Genomic DNA, 21,553 nt, shown 5'->3' with positions numbered 1-21,553 from the left:
ATGCCTGTCGATGCATCATCCGTGGACGTTCGATCCGAGATCGAAGAAGCAATGCCGAGAGCGAAAGCGGAGTTGGCAGAGCTGGTTCGGTTCACGTCGGTGCACGATCCTCTGCAGTTCCCGGTCGAGGAATGCACCGGTGCGGCGCGCTGGGTCCAGCAGGCGTTCATCGACGCCGGTGTTCCGGACGTGCAGTTGATCGAGACGGTCGACGGATCTCTGGCGGTTGTGGGTTCGCGTCCGGCACCCGCAGGAGCGCCCACCGTTCTGCTCTACTCGCACTACGACGTGCAGCCTCCCGGGGATCGGAAGCTATGGGACAGTGAGCCTTTCGAGCTGACCGAGCGCGACGGCCGTTGGTACGGGCGAGGTTCGGCCGACTGCAAAGGCAACGTGATCATGCATCTGCTGGCGCTACGGGCGCTGGGGGAGTCGATCGGGGTCGGCGTTCGGATCGTCTGTGAGGGTTCGGAAGAGATGGGCACGGGTGGGCTGGAAGCGCTCGTGGAGCAGCGACCGGAACTGTTCGCCGCCGACGTGGTCGTCATCGGAGACACGGGCAATGCGCGAGTGGGCCTGCCGACGGTCACGACGACCCTCCGCGGTATCGCCAACGTGGTGGTGCACGTGGAAACCCTTGCTGGAGAGGTGCACTCGGGCATGTACGGAGGGCCTGCTCCGGATGCACTCGCCGCGTTGGTGCAGGTGCTGTCCACGCTGCGAAACGAGCAGGGCGACAACGTCATCGACGGTCTCGATGGCACACAGACATGGGATGGTGTCGAGTACGACGTCGAGCAGTTTCGTTCCGATGCCGGGTTGCTGGACGGCGTCGCTCTGGCGGGCTCGGGCAGTGTGGCCGACGCGGTGTGGGCGCGTCCCGCTCTGACAATTCTCGGTATCGACTGCCCGCCCGTGGTGGGGTCTGCGGCGGCAATCTCACCGCGTGCGTCCGCGCGGCTCAATCTGCGGGTGCCGCCGGGAATGGATCCGCAGGCGGCTCAGGATGCATTGGTGGCTCACCTCGAAGCGCGGACGCCGTGGAATGCGCGCGTCACCGTCGAGCGTGAGGCTGTCGGATCGCCCTTCAGGGCACGGACCGACGGACCGGGCTACGCGGCGCTGTCAGCGTCGATGGAGGAGGCGTTCGGGCAGCCGATGGGAACGGCCGGCCAGGGCGGGTCCATTCCGCTGTGCAACGCGTTGGCTCAGGTACTGCCCGACGCCGAGATCGTGCTGATGGGCGTCGAGGAACCTCGGTGCCGGATCCACGCTCCCAACGAGAGCGTGGATCCGACGGAAATCGAGAAAATGGCCGTCGCCGAGGCGTTGTTTCTGCAGCGGCTGGCCGGTTCAGACAGCTAGATCGCGGCGGAGTTTCGCGACATGGCCGGTCGCGCGGACGTTGTACTGCGCCACCTCGATCTTGCCTGCCTCGTCGACGAGGAACGTCGAACGAATGACGCCCTCGTAGACCTTGCCGTAGTTCTTCTTCTCCCCGAATGCGCCCCACGCCTGCAGCGTCGTCTTCTCCTCGTCGGAGAGCAGCGGGAACGTCAGCTCTTCCTTGTCGCGGAACTTGGCGAGCTTGGCGGGCTTGTCGGGGGAGATGCCGATGACTTCGAGACCCTCGCCGTTGAGCTCGGCGAGGCTGTCGCGGAAGTCGCAGGCCTGCTTGGTGCAGCCCGGCGTGCTAGCGGCGGGGTAGAAGTACACGATGACCTTCTTGCCGGCGTAGTCGGCGAGAGAGACATCGTTGCCGTCGGCATCGGGGAGGGTGAACGCCGGAGCGGTGTCGCCCGGCTCGAGCTTGCTGTATTCGGTCACCGCACGAGAGTATCGAAATATCGTCGTGCTCTAGGCTCGACTGCGACCGAGACTATTTGCAACAAGTTGGAGGACACGTGGCCAAGGACACCGACCGAATCGAGCGCGAGATCGAGGCCGCTCGCAACCAGCTCGCCAGCACCCTGGACGAGCTGAGCGTCCGTGCCAGCCCCAAGAACATCGTCGCCAACACCAAGCAGTCCGTGGTGGCAAAGCTGAACGAGCCGCCAGTGAAGTTCACGCTGCTCGGAATCGGAGCAGTGGTGGCAGTTCTCGTGGTTCGCAGGATCTTCAACTGAGACAGCAGGCACTCCGACCAGCCGATTTCACATCTGGCCGCATCTGCTGTTAATGTTTCTCCCGCACCGCAGAGAACACGCGGTGCGGATCGGCGCCATTAGCTCAGTTGGTTAGAGCAGCTGACTCTTAATCAGCGGGTCCGGGGTTCGAATCCCTGATGGCGCACAACGAGTGCCCCTGAACAGCTTTACGAGCTGTTCAGGGGCACTTTTTGTTGCTATGGCGAGTCTATGGATGCGCGAGATGCACTAAGAGCGCTAGCTCCCTGACCTGCGAGTTGGCGGCGCACGGTGGCGATTCGAAGAGTCGACTCTTAACCGCAAATGTTAAGAGTCAGGCTTAGGACGCCCACCGCTGACCTGCGGTTTCGTCGCGCCGGGCTTAGAGTATGGACGCTCCAGACATCACTTATCTATCTGTTCGAGCTACTGCATTCGCACGCGGCCAGCTTCCGTGGCCATTTCGGCCGACGGCAATTCGGCGAAATTCGCGGATCGATCACACCAGCCCGATCCGCCGGTCGGTGACTCGGTCGACGTGGTGAGGTCGACCGAGTACGCGAGTCCGTCGATCACGAATTCGATCGCTTCGTCGGACTCGCAGTGTGTTGCCGACCCGTCGATTCCGCCCATAATCGGGCTGTCAGTCGTTGGGCCACTCCAGCAGAGCCGCGCTCAGTCGGCGACCAACTGCGTCGACTCGAAGTACCCACCTCGGGCGCGCTCGCGTTGCCTACCGATGACGTAGCGGCCCGGGGCGATTCCGGTGGCTCCGTGTTCGGGGTGGATCAGGTAGGCGGTCACCGCGTTGCCGAGAATTCCGAGCGCCAGACGCCGCGTATCGCTCACCGGTGTCGACCACGTGCATCGGCCGCCGTCGGCTACGAGGCTGTGCGGATTTCCGCCCGCCGCGCTACGCAGCAACTCGGTTCCGGACAGGGGCACGTCGTCGGTTCGCGTCCACACCCCAGTCGAGACGACGTCTTCGAGCAGCGCGTACGGAACGACGATGAGGTCGCCTTGGGCTTGCATGCCGTCGACGATCGGCACCGAAATCTCCTTGTCGAGATAGTCGAAAACATGGAGGCCGGTCATAGTTGTCAATGTGGACAGGGTCATGTTGTGGTTCATCTGAGTCACCTTGTATGAGAGTAGGTTCAGGTTCTGCGGAGCAGTTGGGCGTAGTTTTCTCCGCTGAGGCCGTATGTCCAGCCTGCGGCGTCGAGGGCCGAGGAGAATTCACCTGGGACGTGCAGGCCGTAGCGTCTGCGCTGGCCGTCGCGTTCGCGAGACCCATTGACGGCGAGAAGCACTCGACCTTCGCCACCCCAGCCGGCGGGAGTGGCGAACAGCTGCAGGGTGCAGCCGTCGTTGCCAGGATCGTCGGCGTTGTCGACCAGCGCGAGTCCTGCAGCGTCGATGTAGTTGTCCCACCCGATGCGTTCGATTGCGGAGCGGCGAATCTCGACGTTGCGTTCGACGGTGATTCGTTCGACGCTCGGGTCGAGCACTACCCAATCCGGCACAATTGTTCCGTTCAGAACGTATGTCGCACTGCCGTCGGTGAATTGGAGAGCTGGTTGGTCGTGATTGTGCAGCCGTCGTTCACCGTGTACGCGATCGGGTATGGGTTCGGAGTGCAGCACCGTGGGTCGTTCGGACATGACGCAGATGTCGTCGAACGCCCACCACCATCCCGTCGATTCGGTCAGGGCAACAAGTGCGTCGAGCAGGACGTTGTCCTGGGGTTGGAAGGTTGCGAGGGCGAGGCGGCGATAGATGTCGTAGTACGCGATGCGGTGTGCTTCCTGCTGGCCGTACCAGGGAATTCCGCCGACGAGGGTCGGCATCAGTGTTCTGATGGCGGCCGCGACGCCGTCGAACAGGCTGGTGTGCAACGAGTCCCACACCGTCGCTCGAATGGTGGGGTTGAGCCCGATGCCCGCGCGGACCGACATGTCCGGTGGTTGATGTCGTACTGCAGCCGCTGTGCGACCCTGGGCTGCCCTGAGCGCCTGAGAATGGACCGTCATCGGCCACCGGGGTGGTGGCCGTTCGCTCAATGGCAGCCGGATGCATGCGTCCATCCGGGAGCGTGACCTGGAGAGCAATGTTGCGATGCGAGCCGATGCACAAGTGGGTCCTTCGACGGAAAAGGTGACCGCGGAAGCCAGGTTGTCCCCGTCGATACGGGCCGCTGCAGCTGCCGGAGACGGTTCCCATACGAAGCGAGGACAGGGGAGGTCGGCATGTCGATACAGCTGAGCCACAGCAGATTCGGCAGAATGTCGATCCGATGGTCCGGCGCGCATTCCGTGACCGAGATAGGCGTCGCGAATGGATACGACACTGCTGATCAGTTCTGAATGGGGTTCTTCGATGAATGTCCCGTGCGACGAAGAAGTCGAGGGGATCGGCACGGCGCTCACGCGATGGAGGCTGTGTCAGCCTTTCCAATAGTCATGGGAACAGCCTGACACACATCATGCGCCGCCGCCAGTGGTGCTTTCACGAGTACGCCGGGCGGCTCGTGCCAATCCCGCTAGTAGAACGCGGTCGTGGTGCTCAGCTTCATGTGCGCAGATGCCCGCGCAAGGGAGGCAGCCGTAAAGTACGGAACGCGCTGAACCGTGTTGTCGTGTAGCGCTATTCGCTGACGAATCCCGTCGGGAAGCAGGTGATCCCGACGCATGGCTGCGCGTCGTTGGTCAGCATGGTGACCGAGATGTCATCACCGTTGGTGACATAGGCGGTGGCATCGTCGGGGGAGTAGACGGCACCACCGGGTCGTGCACCGACCGAGACTGTCCGACGTGAGAATGGATCGGCGGTGTTGATTGCAGTGGTCATGCCGATGGAGTTGGGTTCGACTGCAACGTCGTCGACGACCGTGTCGTCGGCAAAGTCGCGATCCGAGCCATGACCACCGCGTTGGAGAAAATATTGCGGTTCGAGGAAGTGACCTTTCGCGATATCCATACGACCGGGCGCGCTGCCGTGGTCGTGTGCGAGCACGAGGCGCTCCTCCACCGCGCCGACCTCGGCGGCAGGTTCCGTCGTAGATATATCTCCGGTCTACGGTCTCTCGAAGGCAGAGCGACCTCCCTGCAAAAATACGGCGGCCCGTTTCTGCCGCAACAGACTCCCGTCCGACGGCGCGTTCGGGATCGGTGCGGACGCTCGACCGCCTCGAAACGAACAGTCCCAGGCTCGAAACCGACTCGTTCTTCACGCAGGGACAACCAGCCATGCGCAGCGAGAACTGCCACGAGCGTGACCTTCGATTCCATATGTGTTAAGTGTGGACCGTACGCTGATAACCGAAATGGAGTGGTAGTAAATGACTCTCGCAGTAGTTGACCGTTACGTCAGCCGAGTGCCCGACAATCCGAAGATCCTCGACCGTCAAGACCCCGTGTTGTGGTCGGAGACGAGTAATCCGGAACTGATCGGGTACGCGTCAGCCGGATACGCCCAATTCGACAGAGCGCTGAGCTCGGGTGACGTGGCCGCATGTCTCGAAGAGATCGACCGAATAGAGAACGACCCCGCCTTGCGAGACGATCCTCGCATTGTGCGGGAAGAAGGCACATCCGCAGTTCGCAGCATTTTCGACATACGAGAACTGAGCCCAATCGTCAGTGCAGCCGTGGAACTTTCCGGGGCGAGGAGGCATGCGCAGGAAATTCTGGGCAGCGACGTCTACGTCCACCAGAGCAGACTGAATTACAAGCCTGGCTTCGCGGGCGGTGCGTTCTACTGGCATTCGGATTTCGAGACGTGGCACGCGGAAGATGGTATGCCCGCCCCTCGTGCGGTCAGCGCGTCGATTTCGTTGACGCGCAACGAGGTGTACAACGGCCCCCTCATGATCAGTCCCGGCTCTCAGCAATATTTCGTGCAATGCGCTGGTGAGACACCGGATGATCATTACCGGCAATCTTTGGTCGCCACGCGACCCGATGTCGGGGTGCCCGCCGAGCATCACATCAGCACGATCGTCGACGAATGCGGTATCGATGTACTCACCGGTGAAGCGGGTTCGATGACGATGTTCGATTGCAATGCGCTGCACGCGTCCTCGGGCAACATCTCGCCCATGCCGAGGGCAAACATTTTCGTGGTGTTCAACAGTGTCGAGAACACTGTGGTCGAACCGTTTTCCGGTACAGAACCGCGGCCGGGGTTCCTGGCTGCTCGCTAGAGGCTACAGGATTCGGCTTGGTGGCTGACGCCCCAGAACATGGCGTCCGGCGGGACGCACGTCTGACGGCCGTAGACCGGTCGAGCGATCTACCGCGCGGATTCGCTGGCGGACGGAAGCGTCAGACCATGTCTTCGGTGTAGTAGCGGACGTCCAAACGGTCCACGCTCGGTCGCGTACACAGTTGTCGAATTGCGTCGAGCGGGCGGCGTTTTCGAGTTGTCGGGGTCCCATTGGTGCATCGAGGTCGTGGTCGCCTGGCCGTGAGCCTCGACTCCAGTGCGCGTGTCACGCAACGGCGAACCGCACGGTGTTTGCCAACGGATCGAGGTATGTCGTGCTCACCGCGTTGGGTGCGACTGTCATCGAACCACCACCTGGAGGCATCGGGAAGGTGATCTCTCCCGTCAACGGCTCGAACGCCCGAGAAGCGAAGGGCAACAGGATCAATCGATTGCCACTTCCCTGCCCGTTGTCTCCCGCGGCCGACCAATAGTTCACGAAGATCGCGTTGTGACACTGACTGGTGAAGAAGGGTAGCCACGACACGGTCACCGTCACCTGGCCCGGTCTGTCGTGCCGTGTATGGACAGCTCCAGTCAACTGCCCACTGCACGGGACCGAGAAGTTCTCTCCCAGTGAGTAAGCCACCGGAGGGGAGTGAATTCCACGTGGTGCGCATGGGCCGTCGCCGGTATGAAGACGGTCGACGCGATCGCCGCGCCGGTAACCGCCACGAACCTCGTCACAGTTCTCCTGATCATGACCGGCGACACTACAGGCCGAGCGTTTCCGGTACCGGACCTCGGCACCGCAGCCGAATGTCCGAACCATGGTGGATGATCGCCGGACATCGGACACTTCTGTCGAAAGGACTTACGTCATGCAAGCTGAACCCGAGGCGGTAGCCGGTGTCACCGTCGTCGTTTCCCACAAGACTCTGCCGAATCAACGCGAAGCCGTCCGAGCTTTGTGGGAAAAGCACATGGCCCCGGCCGTGCTCGACAATCCCGGGCATCTCGCCTACTACTACGGGCTCGATTCCGACGATCCCGATGGCATCACAGCGTTTCAGCACTACAGAACCGCCGAGGATGCGCTCGCGTTTCTCCGGCATCCCACTTACCTCGCGTACGAACGCGAGGTGGCGCCTTTACTTGCCGCCGCACCCGAAGTGCGCAGGTTGTCTCCGACGTGGATCAAGCCGGGAAAGTAGGGGCGATCCACGCTTCGCGGCCACTGGCTCGGCCGCGGGGAATACGGAATGCGAATGGTCACTCCGAGCTGCATACTTGCTCGCGAGATGAGATTACCTTCCGTCACCTTCGCCGTGTTCGTCCTTGCCGCGTCCTGCGCGCTGTCGGTCGTACCTGCCTCGGCAGCACCTGGTAGCGCCGACTTCTATACTGCTCCCGTCGCCGACCTGGAGGCTTACGCCCCCGGGGTCATCGTGCGTCGAGAGCCCGTGCCGCAGCTCGATGTTCTGGGATCACGCACCGAGCGCATCCTGTACCGGTCGGCCGACCCCCGTGATCGTGCGGTGGCCGTCTCGGGCCTTCTCATCACGCCCGCTCTTGCGTGGAGGGGTCCCGGACCACGGCCGGTGATGGCCTACGCGCCGGGCAGTTACGGGATAGCAGACCGCTGCTCAGGTTCGTCCGAGCTGGGACTGACCACCACGATGCCTGCGCTTCTCCCTCTCTTGGCGCAGGGGTATCAGGTGGTCACGACGGACTACCAAGGACTCGGAACCCCCGGCGAATACGAGTTCCTGGGCCGCATCTCCAGCGCACGCGCTCTGCTGGATGCGGCTCGGGCCGCGGCGAGCGGAACAGACGCGCCCGTCGTGCTCTACGGGTACTCGGCGGGCGGCGTCGCATCTGCTGCCGCCGCTGAGCTCGCGTCCACCTACGGGCCGGAGCTGTCGGTGGTCGGTGCCTTCGTCGGTGCCGCACCGACCGATCCTGTGTTGCGCGTCGAGGGTCAAGACGGAACAGAATGGGCGGCGACGATGATGTACACGATCGACGGCCTCATCGGCGCACACCCTGAGCAGGCCGAGGGGATACGTGCCCTGTTCAACGAACGCGGGCGCGCGGCTCTCGACGCGGCACGGGATTTCTGCACGACCGACGCGCTCGCGTACGGATCACTGCGGTCCGAGGACTTGACTGTCGACGGCGAGTCGCTGGCGGCACTCATGACCGGTCCCGTTCTGGGACCGTTGACGGCTGCGAACACCATCGGATTCACGGTGCCCGATCTGCCCGTGATGATCGTCCAGGGCGTGCACGACAGCTCCGTCGACATCGAGCAGAGCCGGCTGTTGGCGCATCGTTGGACCGCCGCTGGTCTCGCTGACATCACCGTCCGTGAGTTCGACTTCGGAACCGAACTCGTTCCGGTGGTCGACCACCCCGCCGCCAACGCTGCGGCCTACCCCGAAGCGATCCGGTGGATCGAAAGCCATCTCCGATGATCTTTCCCGCGCGTAGCGGATAGGAATTGCTCATCTCAGGAACAACCGAACCTGAACACCACGCCTCGATCGGTACGGTGCAGGAATGGACGGATTCAGAATCGGCGACGGTGTCACGCCCGTGAGCGGGCCGATGAGCGGTGTGTACGGAACAGTGGTCTGGTTCTACGAAGAGAAGCGGCAGTTGCTGGTTCGCTTCGGCGGTAGCCAGCAGATGTACTTTGCAGCCGAGGAGTTGAGACGCTGGGGTGATTGACCGTCGTCTTTCGGCGGAATAATCGACAGTTCGTCGACGCTGACGGATACGTTCATCACCGATCGAGAGGCCGCATCGTGCATCTGGGCGTAGACAGTTTCGTTTCTTCCGTGACCGACCCGACGGACGGCCGGGTGATCGCTCCGGAGGAGCGGATGAGTCACCTGCTCGAGGAGATCGCTCTGGCCGATCAGGTGGGGCTCTACTCGTTCGGCATCGGCGAACATCATCGCAGCGAGTACTACGACTCGGCCCCGTCGATCATTCTGGCCGCCGCCGCCGCACGAACCGAGAACATCCGGCTCGGCAGTGCGGTGAAGGTCCTCAGCGCGGACGATCCGGTACGGGTGTTTCAAGAGTTCGCCACCCTCGACCTCATCTCGAAGGGCCGAATCGACCTGGTCGTGGGTCGCGGTTCCTTCACCGAGTCGTTCCCGCTGTTCGGTCTCGATCTGGCCGATTACGACACGCTCTTCGCGGAGAAGCTGGACCTCCTACTGCAGATCCGGGACAACGTGGAGGTGACCTGGTCCGGACGTCACCGACCTGCGCTGAACCGTCAGGGGATCTACCCGCGTCCGCTGCAGGATCCGCTGCCGATTTGGGTCGGCGTAGGCGGGACGCCCGAGTCGTTTGCCCGTGCAGGGCTTTTGGGGCTCCCGTTGATGATCGCCATCATCGGGGGAGAACCACGCCAGTTCGCCCCGCTCGTCGACCTCTATCGGCGGGCCGGAGCGCAAGCGGGTCACCCTCCGGAGCAGTTGAAGGTGGGGTTGCACGTGTTCGGCTTCGTCGCCGAGACAACTCAGGCCGCGGCCGACACGATCTATCCCGGCTGGAACGAGATGTTCACCAAGATCTCCCAGGAGCGTGGTTTCGCACGCCCCAGCCGGCAACAGTTCGACGCCACGTCCGGTCCCAACGGTGCGTTCTTCATGGGGGATCCGAAGACCGTGGCCGACAAGATTCTGCGAGTCGGTGAACAACTCGGTGGCGTGGATCGATTGTCGTTGCAGATGACCAATCCCCGGCTGGCGCACAGCGATCTGCTTCGCGGCATCGAGTTGCTCGGTACCGAGGTCGCGCCCCTGGTGGCCGGAAAGTAGGAACGACCTAGTTCGACGCCCATTCCATCTCGTCGACGCCCGCCACCGGGGTCGTCAGCGAACGAATCTCGTTGGCGTACATGGTTCGCTTGATCTCGCCGAGAACCTCGCCTCGCGTTCCGGCCAATCCACCGGCGCGGGCGATGGCGTCGTCGAGCAGTGAACCTGCGTCCGCTACGGCATCGACCAGCCCGAGCGCCAACGCGTCGCCTCCGCCGTAGCGGTGCCCTGTGGTCAGTGCCTCGTGAAAAGCGTTCGGTGCCAATCGCGCTCGCACCATATCGACGGTTCCCGGGCTGTAGGTGGCACCGATGTTCACACCGGGGAAGCACAGGAAACCGCGATCGGATCGCATGATTCGGTAGTCGTGAGCCATCACGAAGAATGCGGCACCACCGAACGTGTGTCCCTGCATGGCTGCGACACTCTGCATCGGCAGCGTCAGGAAGCGCACCAGCATCTCCTGCACGGTGCCGATGAACCGGTTGATCTGGTCGAGGTTCTCGGCCCCCCACGACAGGTCCACTCCGGTGGAGAAGTACTTGCCGCTCGCTGTCGTGACGAGCGCAGCGGGGCCGGAACTGGCCTGGACCTCGTCGAGCAGATCGTTGATCTCGGCGACCCAGTCAGGACTGATGCGGTTCTCGGTGTCGTCGCCCCCTCGGCTTCCGAGATTCAGAACGAAGACATCGGCAGATCGTTCGAGGTATGGCATTTTCCAAACCTACCCACATTTGGTTGTTCTCACTCACAACGCGGACCGGTTCGTTCTCGATCAGGACGAGGACGTCGCCGACTGTCTGCGAATCAACTCGCGGTGACCGTACGTGGCACCGAGAATGTCCTCGCGGTCCGCGACGGAAGACCCCACCGCGCCCGCCACGGTACCCAACGACGCGGCCAGCCATGCCAGGGAAAGGTAGTCGGCCGGCGTTGCAGTGCGGCCTATCTGCTCTGTCAGGAAGGCCGGAGAGATCACCACTGCCGCCGAGAACAGTACGACCGCGAACAACAGGGCATACATGCACAGCGTGCCGGTCAGGACTGTTCCCAACGTGGCTGCGTTGTACATCCAGCGATCGACGGTGGAGCTGCGAAACGATCGTCGTTCCCAGAGTCCGTTGGGAAAAATGACCCACACGGTCATGGCGATCACCGCGGTGACCCCGATCATCGCCAGTCGGCCGATGCTCATCGACGCTGCCATCTGCCAGATACTCGCGTAGAACACACCGAAGGCGGACGCCGCGCTCGCGGCCGCAAGCGCGCCCGACAACGTGGGAACCAAGCGCCACGGACGATTGCATCGAATCATTCCCGAAATCAACCTGATTCGGCCCAAGATGCTCGACGTCAGCAGAACCTCGTCCCCTTCGCCGGAGTCGCTCGCCGTCCAGCGGGACTTGAAATATCTCCTCGGTGGCCGAGACGAGTCGTCGGCTTCGATCAACTCGTGCAACACGGCCAGTGCTGCGGTGGTGGCGCGGCGCCGCACCGCGAACGTTCCGAAAGAGGGCACGTACACCGCGCCGGTCGTGCCGTCGCGAAGCTCGGCGATCACCGGTCGCGACCCGAGTCGACGAGGAACCTCCGACACACACAGCACGATGTCGTAGCTGTCGGTAGCTTGCACCGACGCCAGCCACTGGCCGAGTGGGGCGGAACCGGTAGCGGTGGGCGGCAGCGGAACCGATGCCGCCGAAACCCGCAGTTCCCGCCCCTGCCCGTCGATCATCGCGTGATCGGGCAACTTGTCGACGATGGTGGACGCGACGGTCGACGCGAAGCCGGAGTCACTGACCACGCCCACCGACAGCGGTGTAACGGCGGTGTCAGCGCTCTCGTGTTCGTCGTCTGTCTCCGAGCCCGCTGCGTGCGATCGATCGTGTTGCATGTCGATCGCTTACCCGGTGGAACCCGATGCACACCACTCGCATCCCTCGCGAAGCGAGGTTTGTCGCGGGGCGTACCGGGTAGCGCTGTCAATGCCCCAGTCGGTCCAGCGAGAGGAAAAGGCGATGCCCACGAACAAGTCCAACGAAGACCAGCCGCAGCTGAAGGACCAGGGTTTGTACGAAAAGCTCCGCGAGGAGGGGAACTCCAAGGAGAAGTCTGCGCGCATCTCCAATGCGGCTGCGAACAAGGGCCGGGACGAGGTTGGGAAAAAGGGTGGTGAGTCGGGATCGTACGAGGACTGGACGGTCGATGAACTCACCGATCGAGCCAAGGAATTGGGTCTCGAGGGCTATTCCAAGTTGAACAAGAAGGAGCTCATCGACGCCCTCCGAAACCACTGATTCACCGCGGTCGAAGCGATGAGTAGTACTCCTGCTGTGACGGGTAGTAGTCGTCGAAGTTCGGCAGCGGTGCGCCCTCCCTGGATGCGATGAGCATGTCCAGGTAGTACTCCCATCCAGGACCGATGTCTCCCAGACCATCTGTGCTCGCACAACTGTGCACGAGAACGAGGAGAGTCGACCCGCCCTTCTCTTCCAGCCGAACCTCGAGCGGCCACTCCATCTCGTCGATGGTGCGCAGCGCCAGTCGGCTCGGAGGCTCGCATGCTTCGATGGTCATATCCGATGCGGGCTCGCCCTCCTCGAACCGCATCGTGACACGAACGACGCTCTCCGACACGCGCTCCCACGGCCCGAACCACAGCGCCGTTCTCGGCGACTCGGTGAGGGAGGCCCACACGTCCTCTCGTGAAGCATCGATCGTCCTGGTCAGCTCGAGCGCGAACCCGGCGTCGGTACTGCGCAGGGTGCCGGAGGGTGAGGGTTCCATCGGTCGATTATGCGACGCCGGCACCATTGCCGTCGAGCACCATTGCCGTCGAGCACCATTGCCGTCGAGCACCGAAAACAGTCAGTCGTCGAACTCGACGCGCACGGAGATGGGATCGGTCTGAAGCGCTCGGAAGCCGGCACCGATGAGCCGGCCCAGGACAGGATTGTCCGAGAACGACCCCGCGCGAGCGACTACATCGTCTTCAGGCACGAAAGTGGCAGTGCCGCTGCGCCATTCACTACCCACGCGGATGCGGACGGCGGGCTCGTCGGCGATGTTGGCTCCCCAACCGGACCTGGTTCCATGCTGGGAGATCAGCCACGCACCGGTGCTGTCGAACGATGCGGACACCGGTACCTGGCGGCGCAGGCCCGACTTGCGGCCGACGGTCACGATGTCGGTGACCAACGACGTTCTGACACCGACCGACGTGAGCGTGTTGACGACCGGATTCGCGAGATACTTTCCGATCCAGCGTTCACGGCGAAATTTTCTGCCCGCAGAGGATGCGTCCGTCGCTACAGCGGTTCTACGATTACGAAACGCGTCCCAGCCGTTGCGCTGCAGCATGGTTGCGGCAGTTCTCCACGCGGGGCGGCTCGAATCGGGTTGTCGGCCGGCACCGATGAGTTGCAGCTGATCTGTGTGCCATTGCAGATCGAGAGCGCCGTTGATTTGTTTGAACGCGCCGGAGTTCGACGGCACTCGCAGAGTCACCCGCGGCGATTCGACCCGATCGAGCGTGCCGTCGACGAGAGCGTTCGCGACGGCAGGGGCGAGGGCGGTCGGACGGCCGAGACCGACCATGTCGCATTCGCCCGAGCGGACGGCTGAACTCATCACCGATCGAGTGCGAAATCCTCCCGTGACGGCAAGGGGAACTGTGCCCGCGGCTTCGCGTACCGTCCGGGCGTATTCCAGGAAGTATGCCTCTCGCTCGCGAGTACTCGATGTGCCCATCATCGCGGGGGATTCATAACTGCCACCGCTGATTTCGATCAGATCGATAGATTCGCGGACCAGATGCTCGACGGTGATCCGCGATTCCTCTTCACTGAATCCGCCGCGCTGGAAGTCTGCAGAATTCAGTTTGATGCCCACCGCGAAGCCGGGGGACACCGCTGTCCTGATGGCACGGACCACTTCGAGTACGAATTTCATTCGCCCGTCGAGGTCGCCGCCCCAGGCATCGTCGCGGTGGTTGGACAGTGGTGACAGGAACTGAGACACCAAATAGCCGTGTGCGCCGTGGATCTGCACGCCGTCGAAGCCTGCCGTCTCGGCCACGGCCGCCGCGGTGGCGAATCGGTCGATGACGTCGAGGATCTCGCGCTCGCTCAGTGCGCGCGGCGCTGGAATCCCGGGGATGTTCGGAGCTATGGCGGACGGCGCGACGGGCTTGGTGCGGGTGACGATCGGATTTGCTTGCCGTCCGGGGTGATTGAGCTGCATCCAGATCGGTGCGCCGCCGTCGGTCGTCGCTTTGGCCCATCGGGCAAGAGCGTCCCGGTGGCGATCGTCTTCGATGACGACGTTGCCCGGTTCGCCGAGATGGGATCGGTCGACCATGACGTTGCCGGTCACCACCAGGCCGTAGCCGCCGGCACCCCACTGGCGATACAGCGTCTCGAGGCGGGAGTCGGGTGCATGGTCAGAGGTCGCGAGTCCTTCGCTGAGAGCTGACTTCATCACGCGATTCGGCAGGATCTGGCCGCAGGCGAGCGGAAGAGGGCTGCTCAGATCGACGACGTCGGTGTCAGGGGACATGGCGTTGCTCCGATTTCAGAGGGTGTGACGAAGGACTATGCTCAACATCATAGACATACTGACTGTAGATGTAACTCCCAGTTACGTCGATCATGACGTCGTTGTCAGGAGGGGCTTCCATGGCGAATCGAAGCAGCGCGCGCGAGGACATGCTGCGCAGCGCCGCTCACCTGTTCCGTCGGCGAGGGGTGGAAGCCACCTCGTTGGCCGACGTCATCGATCACGCGGGAGCGCCGCGCGGCTCGATCTATCACCACTTTCCTCGCGGGAAGCCTCAGTTGGTGGAGGAGGCGACGCGGACGGCGGGAGCCTCGATGAGCGCAATGATCTCGGCGGGCCTTGCGTCGGCGGGTCCGTCGGCGACGGTCCAGGCCATCGTGGAGGGTTTCCGCACCGAGCTGGTTGGCACGGATTTCGTCGCCGGGTGTCCTGTTGCGCCTGCTGCGCTCGAGGGGTTGCACGCGCCGCGTGCTGTGGCCGCGGCCGGCGAATCCTTCTCCTCGTGGGAGGACGTGATCGCGGCGTCACTGTGGCAGCGCGGACTGACCCGGGAGAGGTCGTACTCCATAGCAACATTTGCGATTGCCGCCATCGAAGGCGCGCTCATCGTGGCCAAAGCGCAGCGGTCCACGACAGCCCTCGATCGGACCGAAAGCGAACTGTTGAACCTGCTGGAGGCCGTGTTGGATACGTCGACACCGCCACGGCAGTGACGCCGGCGTCGTCGTACATGTTGCTATAACGCTCAGTTACAGATACTTTCCCTTCGTGAACTATGCCGACCGTCATAGTCGAAGGGACTCTCATGTCGTTGCCTACACGCTCCCGTCACCGAGCAGATGCAGTGCCGCGCAGTCGGCGATATCTGGCACTGATCGTGATCTGCGCTGCCGAGTTGCTCGTCGTACTCGACAACACCGTCGTCAACGTTGCGCTGCCCTCCATGGGGTTGCAGCTTCGTGCCGATATGAGCGGTCTTCAGTGGGTGGTCGACGCCTACACATTGACGTTCGCAGGACTGCTCCTGGCATTCGGCCACCTCGGTGATCGCTACGGCCGCAAGAAAGTCATGATCGTCGGGCTGGCCGGAATTGCGGTGATGTCGGTCGGAGGTGCCCTGGCCGCGGATCTGGGGCAGGTGGTCGTAGCTCGTGCGGCAATGGGTGTGTGTGCTGCCGCGGTGTTCCCGGCCACGTTGGCGCTGATCATCAATATCTTCACCGACGGCAAGGAGCGGGCGCTGGCCATTGCCGCCTGGACTGCCATGGCAGGTTTCGCGATCGCCATCGGCCCCAGTGCAGGCGGCTTTCTGCTCGAGCAATTCTCGTGGCACTCGGTGTTCTGGATCAACGTTCCGGTGGCGCTGCTGGTACTGGTCGCCGCCCTGTGGTGCGTGCCGGAATCGCGCGCCGAGCATGTGGGCAGGTACGACCCGTTGGGTATTGCGCTGTCGTTGGCCGGTATCACCGTGCTGGTGTGGGCGATCATCGAAGCGCCGCACAACGGATGGCTTTCTACGACCAGTATCGTCGCCTACCTTGCCGGTGCGGCCGCCCTTGCCGGGTTCGTCTGGTGGGAGCTTCGGACACCGTCCCCGGTGCTGGATCTCGATCTGTTCAAGATCAGACGGTTCTCGTTGCCTGCCTTGGCAATTGCGATCGCATATTTCAGTATGTTCGGATTCCTGTTCATGATCACCCAGTACTTTCAGGGTGTCATGGAGCTGACGCCGTTGCAGTTCGGCATCCACTCGTTGCCTTTTGCAGTGTCCATCGCGATCGGAGCGCCGCTGGCAACGGTCATCGCCCAACGGATCGGAACCACGGCCGTGATCGTCTTCGGCTTGGTGGTGATGAGCGTCGGGATGTTCTTGGCAGGGCAGGTGAGAGTCGAAAGCCCTTATTTGGGAACGGTTCTGGTATCGATGGTCCTGATGGGACTCGGTTTGGCCATTGTGCAGGGCCCAGCCACCGAATCCATCATGTCCTCGGTGACGCTGGACGAAGCCGGAGCTGGATCCGCCGTGAACGACACCACCCGCGAAGTCGGCGGAACTCTGGGAGTAGCCGTGCTCGGGTCCATCGTCGCATCGATCTACACCACCCAGGTAGGGCCCAGAATCGACGCCATACCGGACGCCATCATGGAGCCGTACCAGAAGGCTTTCGCCCGGGAGACGGTCGTCAGCGTCATCGAAATCGTGAAGGCACCGACCAATCCCATCTTTGCGACGCAGAAAGCGGACCTGATCTACGCCATGAAAGCGGCCAGTTTGGAAGGCTTCCAACTCGCGTCGTTCGTGACCGTCGGGGCTGCGATGGCGTGCGCGCTCGCCGTGGCGCTTTTCCTTCCGTGGCGACGACCCGAGGGAGACGGCGTGCTCTTGGCGTGGCGTGAACGCACAGACGCCGACGGAATCAGTTGAAGGGAGTGCCACCGGTGACGGCGATGGTCTCGCCGGTGATGTAACTCGACTCGTTGGATGCCAGGAACACGTAGGCCGGAGCAAGCTCCGCAGGTTGACCGGGCCGTCCGAGGGGAACGGTCTCGCCGAACTGCTCGTACTTGTCCGCCGGCATCGTGGCCGGGATCAGCGGCGTCCAAATCGGTCCAGGTGCAACAGCATTGACTCGAATGCCGCGCTCTGCAAGGTCTCCGGCGAGGCCCTTGGTGAACGCAACGATTCCCGCCTTGGTCACGGCGTAGTCGAGTAGTTCGGGCGATGGATTCGATGCTTGAATCGAGGTGGTGTTGATGATGGTTGCGCCGCTCTCCATCACGGCTGCGGCGCGCTGGGAAATCCAGAACAGCGCATACAGGTTGGTCTTGACAACACGATCGAACTGCTCGGTCGTGATGTCCGCGATGCCGCCCATTTGGGCCATCTGAAATGCAGCGTTGTTGACGACGATATCGAGCCCACCGAGGACGTCGAGTGCGGTGTCCACGAGCTGAACACACTGGGATTCGTCGGTGAGGTCACACGCGATTGCCCTGCCCGCGCGGCCGGCACCCTCGATCAGGTCGACCGTCGCCTGGGCATCCGGCCCCTCCGATTCGAGGTGGGCGATGACGATATCCGCCCCTTCGCGCGCGAAAGCCAGTGCGACGGCCCGCCCTATCCCCGAATCGCCCCCGGTGACGAGGGCTTTCCGGCCGTGCAACCGATCCGAGCCGCGGTAGGAGTTCTCGCCGTGATCGGGGGCCGTCACCATGTCCCGCGTGAGTCCGGGATGGTCCAGGCGATTTTGATCTGCCCTGTCGGGCATCGGAAAAGCGGTCGTGGGGTCGGTCTTTTGGAACTGGTCGGACATCGTCGATCCTTGCCTCGGGTGCGTGAAGTGCTCCACGCGGCACGATGTGCGCCGCCTCGAATCGATAGAGACGACTCACATTCACTGCCGATGAGAGTCGCTGTCCACCGAGGATTTGCCGGATGCGGATACCCGCAAACCTGGGCCGTCAGAATTCGCGCGGATCAGTTATGATGTCCGCCGCACCCAAGGCTTCGAGAATCCGGCGTGCCGGCCGCGTCGGCGCGAAGATCTCGAGGCGTCCTGCGCTGCGGCCGGCGGCGTCGATGATCACACTGGCGGCCCCCGAGTAGATGAACGACACGGCCGACAAATCGAGCAGGACAACGGTTTCCGTGTTCGAGGCTGCCAGCAAGGCGTGAGTCAGATCCGAGCAGCAGTTCAATTCCAGATCGCCGGTTGCTCGGACGACGGTGAGGTGCGCCGAGTACGACTCGGACGTGATCGAGTATCGCGCGCTGCTGCGCTCGATGGTTGTGGTTGGAATCTCGAAGTGGTCGGTGACAGTCACGGTGCGAACCTCTCAGTTCGGATGGCCTAACGACCGGCGTGCTCTGGGTGGAACCCGAGGGCTACAGGTTCCGTCGCGTGCCGTGGGCCAATCCTGACAGTGCAACGTCACCGAATCGAGGCCTCTCCATCACAGAGCCATAGCGAATGAGTAACAGTAAGGTAACGGCAATCGTGACGTTGCCCGGCGGACGCTCAGGGCAGGGTGTGACCGGCCGCGCGGAAGAGTCGATACCAGTCCGGCCTGGTCAAACGCACGTCGGAGCCGGCGGCGGCCTCGACCACTCGATCGGGATTCGTGGTGCCCAGCACCACCTGAATGTTCGCTGGATGTCGAGTGATCCACGCGGTCGCGATCGCCGAGGGAGTCGAGTCGTGCGATGCGGCTATCTCGTCGAGAGCGGTGTTGAGCTCGGGATAATTCACGCGGTCGCCGACGAAGACGCCGGAGGCAGTGCCGCTCTGGAAGGGCGACCAGGCCTGCAGAGTGATGCCGCGTGCCCTCGAGTAATCCAACAATCCGTTGTCGCGGTCGATGGATTGATCCTCCGCACCCATGTTTGCCGTCAGGCCGGCCGCGATCGAAGGGGAATGCACGATGCTCAGTTGCACCTGATCGAACAATATCGGTTGCGTTACTGCGGTTTTCAGCAGCTCGATTTGACCGGGTGTGTGATTGGAAACTCCGAAGCCCAAGACTTTGCCCGACGCGTGCAGCTCGTCGAACGCAGCCGCAACCTCCTCCGGCTCGACGAGAGTGTCGGGTCGGTGTAGCAGGAGTGTGTCCAGGTGATCGACGCCCAGCGCACTGAGCGACTCCTCGACCGTGGTGACGATGTGATCCTCCGAGAAGTCGAAGAAGCCGTCGCGAATGCCGACCTTGCTCTGAATGTGGACATGCTCGCGCTGGGACGGGGTCAGCGTCACCGCGTCCCCGAATCGCTTCTCGCACGCGTGCGGCCTGCCGCCGTAGATGTCGGCATGGTCGAACACGGTGACTCCCACGTCGAGAGCAGTGTTCACCAACCTGTCGATGCGGTTGTCGTCCAGATCGGCGATGCGCATGAACCCGAGCACGATGCTCGAGACGTCGGCCCCGGTGTGGGGGAGGGGGAATGTGCGCACGGTGGATATCCTGTTCGGCGGTCGGGTTCGGTCCGCCGAATTCTTACGGGCGGGTATCGGGCAACGACCGCTACTCGAACTCCAGACGCGTGGATTGCGACGTGGCTTGGAGCATCAGCACGAAGCCGGTCAGCGTCACCACGATGGGTGCCCACAGAACCACCGCGACGAAGGTGTCCACGTCCCGTTCCAGCACGATGTACACAGCGACGATGCACGTGCCCAGCAGGCACAGCGCGATGTGGGCGGCCAACCGCCACTTGTCGAAGAAGAAGCCGGCCAACATGCCCATGGGAATGAGGAACGTGCATTTTCCGAGTGTGACCTCGGGCTCGAAGTTCGCAGTGATGGTGGCCGCGAAGATTGCGATGTCGGCGATGACGACGAAAGCGAACGCCTGCCGGAGCGTCGGCCACGGCCCGAACCACCAGAACGCGCCCATGATGTACGCGGCGATCATCGACGTCCATTGCACGATGGCCGGGATCGGTGTGGTCGCGCCGTAACCGAACGCCAGCTCGAGGGTGACCACCACGGCCATGGACAGCGCAGCAGCCGAGACGATGCGCCTGACGACAGTCGTGATGGCGAGAGAGGCCATCACCCCGATTCCCCACTGGTAATGCTCGTTCGATCTGGTCGCAGCGCGAGTCATTTCGGCCCCTATCGTTCCCATTGGCAACCGATTGAAACACAGGCCCCGTGCCGAGGTTCTACTTTCGACCAGTCCCGTCTCGTTGTGGTGCTCTTCGACACCTCGGTCAGCTGATCAAACGGGCCATCAGCTCGGGAAGCGTCTCGTTGATGTCGTGGTGGCTCGCGACTCGATACCTCGCGGCGCTGCCGAGGGCGCGGCGTCCATCGGCGTCGTCGATCACCTTCGAGATCGCACCGGTGAGGGCGGCGGCGTCACCGGGCTCGACGAGAATTCCGGCACCGCCGTCGAGGAATTCGTGGGTGCCACCATGGTCGGTTCCGATCACCGGAAGGCCGTACGACATCGCTTCGAGCACCGATAGCGGACCGGCCTCCGGTGACGTACTCGCGGATACGACGACGTCCCATCTGCGCAGTGCCGAGAGCGCGTCGGTGTGACCGAGGAACTCGACCCGCCCAGCAAGGTCGGGTCGAGAAGCGCGCTCGCGGAGCTCTTCGACGTACTCGCGATCGCCGGGAAAGCTGCCTCCTGCCAGCTCGACACGGATATCGGGGAGGTTCGCCACAGCATCGAGCAGTACCCGGTGGCCCTTCCACGGCGTGAGGAGGGCCAGAATGCCGACAACCGGCGGGGAATGCAGCTCGCCGCCCAGACGCGGAACCGGCCATTGCACTCCGTTGTGCGACACGACGACAGGTAGCCCGGCTGCGCGCAGTGGTACCGCGGTGGCATCCGACACCGATACCGCCACTCGTATCGCGGAGCGGGCGAAGCGGACCACCAGACGCTGCTTGAGGGACGTCATGGTGTCGTGGACCAGCCAGGACGCCCCGCGGGGTGGGCGGCACAGAGCGGCGACGGGTAGAGCGAAAAGCGAGTTGACGACGGTGGCCGTATCCGGACGTCGGGCAACGGTGCGCACCGCGCGCGATGCAGCGAACCACCTCGCGAACATACGAAGTGCGGCGACGCCTCTGGCCGCCCCTCGTTCGCCTCCCAAGCCGAGCTCACCGATGGGAATGTGTCGCGTCGTACTGGGGACGCGATCGGCCAGCGGACCGGCCGGGCAGGCGATGACTGTCCGGTGGCCGCGGCGATCGGCCTCGTCTATCAGGTCCAGCAGAACCTTTTCGGCACCCGAAACCTGGCCGGTGTGGGCAAGGAACAGCACTGTGGTTCCAGAGGTCATCAGCGAGCCCGTCTGTTCGGCAAAGGTGG

The 21,553-nt window shown here is 63.1% G+C and carries 25 protein-coding genes and 1 tRNA gene; 11 read left to right on the top strand and 15 right to left on the bottom strand.

Going from position 1 to position 21,553, the window contains the following annotated elements:
* A complete protein-coding gene (locus ACIGGF_RS02260; protein WP_397519792.1) occupies positions 1-1,365 on the top strand; it encodes a dipeptidase in 1,365 nt (454 codons plus the stop codon).
* Here ACIGGF_RS02260 and bcp read toward each other — a convergent pair.
* Positions 1,354-1,827, bottom strand: coding sequence for a thioredoxin-dependent thiol peroxidase (bcp, locus tag ACIGGF_RS02255; RefSeq protein WP_032375973.1), 474 nt, complete (start codon positions 1,825-1,827; stop codon positions 1,354-1,356). The two genes, ACIGGF_RS02260 and bcp, sit on opposite strands and share 12 nt — an antisense overlap.
* A gap of 77 nt (positions 1,828-1,904) precedes the next feature.
* Between bcp and ACIGGF_RS02250 the strand changes: the two genes are divergently transcribed.
* Positions 1,905-2,126 carry a DUF3618 domain-containing protein gene (locus ACIGGF_RS02250; protein WP_032408333.1) on the top strand — a complete coding sequence of 74 codons (222 nt, stop codon included), beginning with the start codon at positions 1,905-1,907 and terminating at the stop codon, positions 2,124-2,126.
* Between the two features lie 92 nt (positions 2,127-2,218).
* Positions 2,219-2,292: transfer RNA gene (locus ACIGGF_RS02245), tRNA-Lys, on the top strand.
* Between the two features lie 260 nt (positions 2,293-2,552).
* On the opposite strand, the gene ACIGGF_RS02240 is transcribed toward ACIGGF_RS02245, so the two are convergent.
* From ACIGGF_RS02240 to ACIGGF_RS02225, 4 genes are all read right to left on the bottom strand, one after another.
* On the bottom strand, positions 2,553-2,759 hold the full coding sequence (locus ACIGGF_RS02240) for a hypothetical protein (protein WP_397519791.1): 207 nt from the start codon (positions 2,757-2,759) through the stop codon (positions 2,553-2,555).
* A 42-nt stretch (positions 2,760-2,801) separates the two neighbouring features.
* Positions 2,802-3,257, bottom strand: a complete 456-nt coding sequence (locus ACIGGF_RS02235) for a hypothetical protein (RefSeq protein ID WP_397519790.1) — start codon at positions 3,255-3,257, stop codon at positions 2,802-2,804.
* 26 nt (positions 3,258-3,283) lie between these two features.
* On the bottom strand, positions 3,284-4,159 hold the full coding sequence (locus tag ACIGGF_RS02230; protein ID WP_397519789.1) for a DUF6745 domain-containing protein: 876 nt from the start codon (positions 4,157-4,159) through the stop codon (positions 3,284-3,286).
* 613 nt (positions 4,160-4,772) lie between these two features.
* A complete protein-coding gene (locus ACIGGF_RS02225) occupies positions 4,773-5,141 on the bottom strand; it encodes a hypothetical protein (protein WP_397519788.1) in 369 nt (122 codons plus the stop codon).
* A gap of 325 nt (positions 5,142-5,466) precedes the next feature.
* On the opposite strand from ACIGGF_RS02225, the gene thpD reads away from it, so the two are divergent.
* On the top strand, positions 5,467-6,330 hold the full coding sequence (thpD, locus tag ACIGGF_RS02220; RefSeq protein WP_397519787.1) for an ectoine hydroxylase: 864 nt from the start codon (positions 5,467-5,469) through the stop codon (positions 6,328-6,330).
* Between the two features lie 288 nt (positions 6,331-6,618).
* Here the strand turns inward: thpD and ACIGGF_RS02215 are convergent, their stop codons facing one another.
* Positions 6,619-6,879 carry a hypothetical protein gene (locus ACIGGF_RS02215; protein ID WP_397519786.1) on the bottom strand — a complete coding sequence of 87 codons (261 nt, stop codon included), beginning with the start codon at positions 6,877-6,879 and terminating at the stop codon, positions 6,619-6,621.
* A gap of 334 nt (positions 6,880-7,213) precedes the next feature.
* On the opposite strand from ACIGGF_RS02215, the gene ACIGGF_RS02210 reads away from it, so the two are divergent.
* The 4 genes from ACIGGF_RS02210 to ACIGGF_RS02195 all read left to right on the top strand — a co-directional run bounded on the left by ACIGGF_RS02210 (position 7,214) and on the right by ACIGGF_RS02195 (position 10,171).
* The gene (locus ACIGGF_RS02210) at positions 7,214-7,546 is read left to right on the top strand and encodes a putative quinol monooxygenase (RefSeq protein ID WP_397519785.1); all 333 of its coding nucleotides are present in this window, start codon (positions 7,214-7,216) and stop codon (positions 7,544-7,546) included.
* Positions 7,547-7,633: 87 nt separating this feature from the next.
* Complete coding sequence (locus ACIGGF_RS02205; protein WP_397519784.1) at positions 7,634-8,809, top strand: lipase family protein; 1,176 nt, start codon at positions 7,634-7,636, stop codon at positions 8,807-8,809.
* An 85-nt stretch (positions 8,810-8,894) separates the two neighbouring features.
* Positions 8,895-9,065, top strand: a complete 171-nt coding sequence (locus tag ACIGGF_RS02200) for a hypothetical protein (protein ID WP_397519783.1) — start codon at positions 8,895-8,897, stop codon at positions 9,063-9,065.
* A 77-nt stretch (positions 9,066-9,142) separates the two neighbouring features.
* Positions 9,143-10,171, top strand: coding sequence for an LLM class flavin-dependent oxidoreductase (locus ACIGGF_RS02195; protein WP_397519782.1), 1,029 nt, complete (start codon positions 9,143-9,145; stop codon positions 10,169-10,171).
* Positions 10,172-10,178: 7 nt separating this feature from the next.
* On the opposite strand, the gene ACIGGF_RS02190 is transcribed toward ACIGGF_RS02195, so the two are convergent.
* Together ACIGGF_RS02190 and ACIGGF_RS02185 are read right to left on the bottom strand one after the other, a co-directional pair.
* The gene (locus ACIGGF_RS02190; RefSeq protein ID WP_397519781.1) at positions 10,179-10,886 is read right to left on the bottom strand and encodes an enoyl-CoA hydratase-related protein; all 708 of its coding nucleotides are present in this window, start codon (positions 10,884-10,886) and stop codon (positions 10,179-10,181) included.
* A gap of 60 nt (positions 10,887-10,946) precedes the next feature.
* Positions 10,947-11,981, bottom strand: coding sequence for a hypothetical protein (locus tag ACIGGF_RS02185; RefSeq protein ID WP_397519780.1), 1,035 nt, complete (start codon positions 11,979-11,981; stop codon positions 10,947-10,949).
* A gap of 208 nt (positions 11,982-12,189) precedes the next feature.
* Between ACIGGF_RS02185 and ACIGGF_RS02180 the strand changes: the two genes are divergently transcribed.
* A complete protein-coding gene (locus ACIGGF_RS02180) occupies positions 12,190-12,468 on the top strand; it encodes a Rho termination factor N-terminal domain-containing protein (RefSeq protein ID WP_397519779.1) in 279 nt (92 codons plus the stop codon).
* A 1-nt stretch (position 12,469) separates the two neighbouring features.
* On the opposite strand, the gene ACIGGF_RS02175 is transcribed toward ACIGGF_RS02180, so the two are convergent.
* Together ACIGGF_RS02175 and ACIGGF_RS02170 are read right to left on the bottom strand one after the other, a co-directional pair.
* The gene (locus ACIGGF_RS02175) at positions 12,470-12,958 is read right to left on the bottom strand and encodes an SRPBCC family protein (RefSeq protein ID WP_397519778.1); all 489 of its coding nucleotides are present in this window, start codon (positions 12,956-12,958) and stop codon (positions 12,470-12,472) included.
* A gap of 81 nt (positions 12,959-13,039) precedes the next feature.
* Positions 13,040-14,728 (bottom strand): nitroreductase/quinone reductase family protein, encoded by a 1,689-nt coding sequence (locus ACIGGF_RS02170; RefSeq protein ID WP_397519777.1) that lies wholly within the window; start codon positions 14,726-14,728, stop codon positions 13,040-13,042.
* Between the two features lie 119 nt (positions 14,729-14,847).
* On the opposite strand from ACIGGF_RS02170, the gene ACIGGF_RS02165 reads away from it, so the two are divergent.
* Together ACIGGF_RS02165 and ACIGGF_RS02160 are read left to right on the top strand one after the other, a co-directional pair.
* Positions 14,848-15,441: a TetR/AcrR family transcriptional regulator gene (locus ACIGGF_RS02165; protein WP_397519776.1), complete on the top strand. Its 594-nt coding sequence runs from the start codon at positions 14,848-14,850 to the stop codon at positions 15,439-15,441.
* Between the two features lie 92 nt (positions 15,442-15,533).
* The gene (locus ACIGGF_RS02160) at positions 15,534-17,153 is read left to right on the top strand and encodes an MFS transporter (protein ID WP_397519775.1); all 1,620 of its coding nucleotides are present in this window, start codon (positions 15,534-15,536) and stop codon (positions 17,151-17,153) included.
* Here the strand turns inward: ACIGGF_RS02160 and ACIGGF_RS02155 are convergent.
* The 5 genes from ACIGGF_RS02155 to ACIGGF_RS02135 form a co-directional block, all read right to left on the bottom strand.
* Positions 17,146-18,042, bottom strand: a complete 897-nt coding sequence (locus ACIGGF_RS02155) for a glucose 1-dehydrogenase (protein WP_397519774.1) — start codon at positions 18,040-18,042, stop codon at positions 17,146-17,148. The two genes, ACIGGF_RS02160 and ACIGGF_RS02155, sit on opposite strands and share 8 nt — an antisense overlap.
* Positions 18,043-18,190: 148 nt before the next feature.
* On the bottom strand, positions 18,191-18,553 hold the full coding sequence (locus tag ACIGGF_RS02150; RefSeq protein WP_397519773.1) for an STAS domain-containing protein: 363 nt from the start codon (positions 18,551-18,553) through the stop codon (positions 18,191-18,193).
* Between the two features lie 194 nt (positions 18,554-18,747).
* Entirely contained in the window at positions 18,748-19,677 is a 930-nt protein-coding gene (locus tag ACIGGF_RS02145; protein ID WP_397519772.1) for an aldo/keto reductase family oxidoreductase, read from the bottom strand.
* A 70-nt stretch (positions 19,678-19,747) separates the two neighbouring features.
* Positions 19,748-20,332 carry a giguanylate cyclase gene (locus ACIGGF_RS02140; protein WP_397519771.1) on the bottom strand — a complete coding sequence of 195 codons (585 nt, stop codon included), beginning with the start codon at positions 20,330-20,332 and terminating at the stop codon, positions 19,748-19,750.
* A gap of 106 nt (positions 20,333-20,438) precedes the next feature.
* Positions 20,439-21,524: a glycosyltransferase family 4 protein gene (locus ACIGGF_RS02135; protein ID WP_397519770.1), complete on the bottom strand. Its 1,086-nt coding sequence runs from the start codon at positions 21,522-21,524 to the stop codon at positions 20,439-20,441.
* Positions 21,525-21,553 lie beyond the last annotated feature (29 nt).

Source organism: Rhodococcus sp. NPDC078407, assembly GCF_044542515.1.
In the GTDB taxonomy this organism is placed as follows: domain Bacteria; phylum Actinomycetota; class Actinomycetes; order Mycobacteriales; family Mycobacteriaceae; genus Rhodococcoides.
This window is presented reverse-complemented; position numbering and strand designations above follow the sequence as displayed.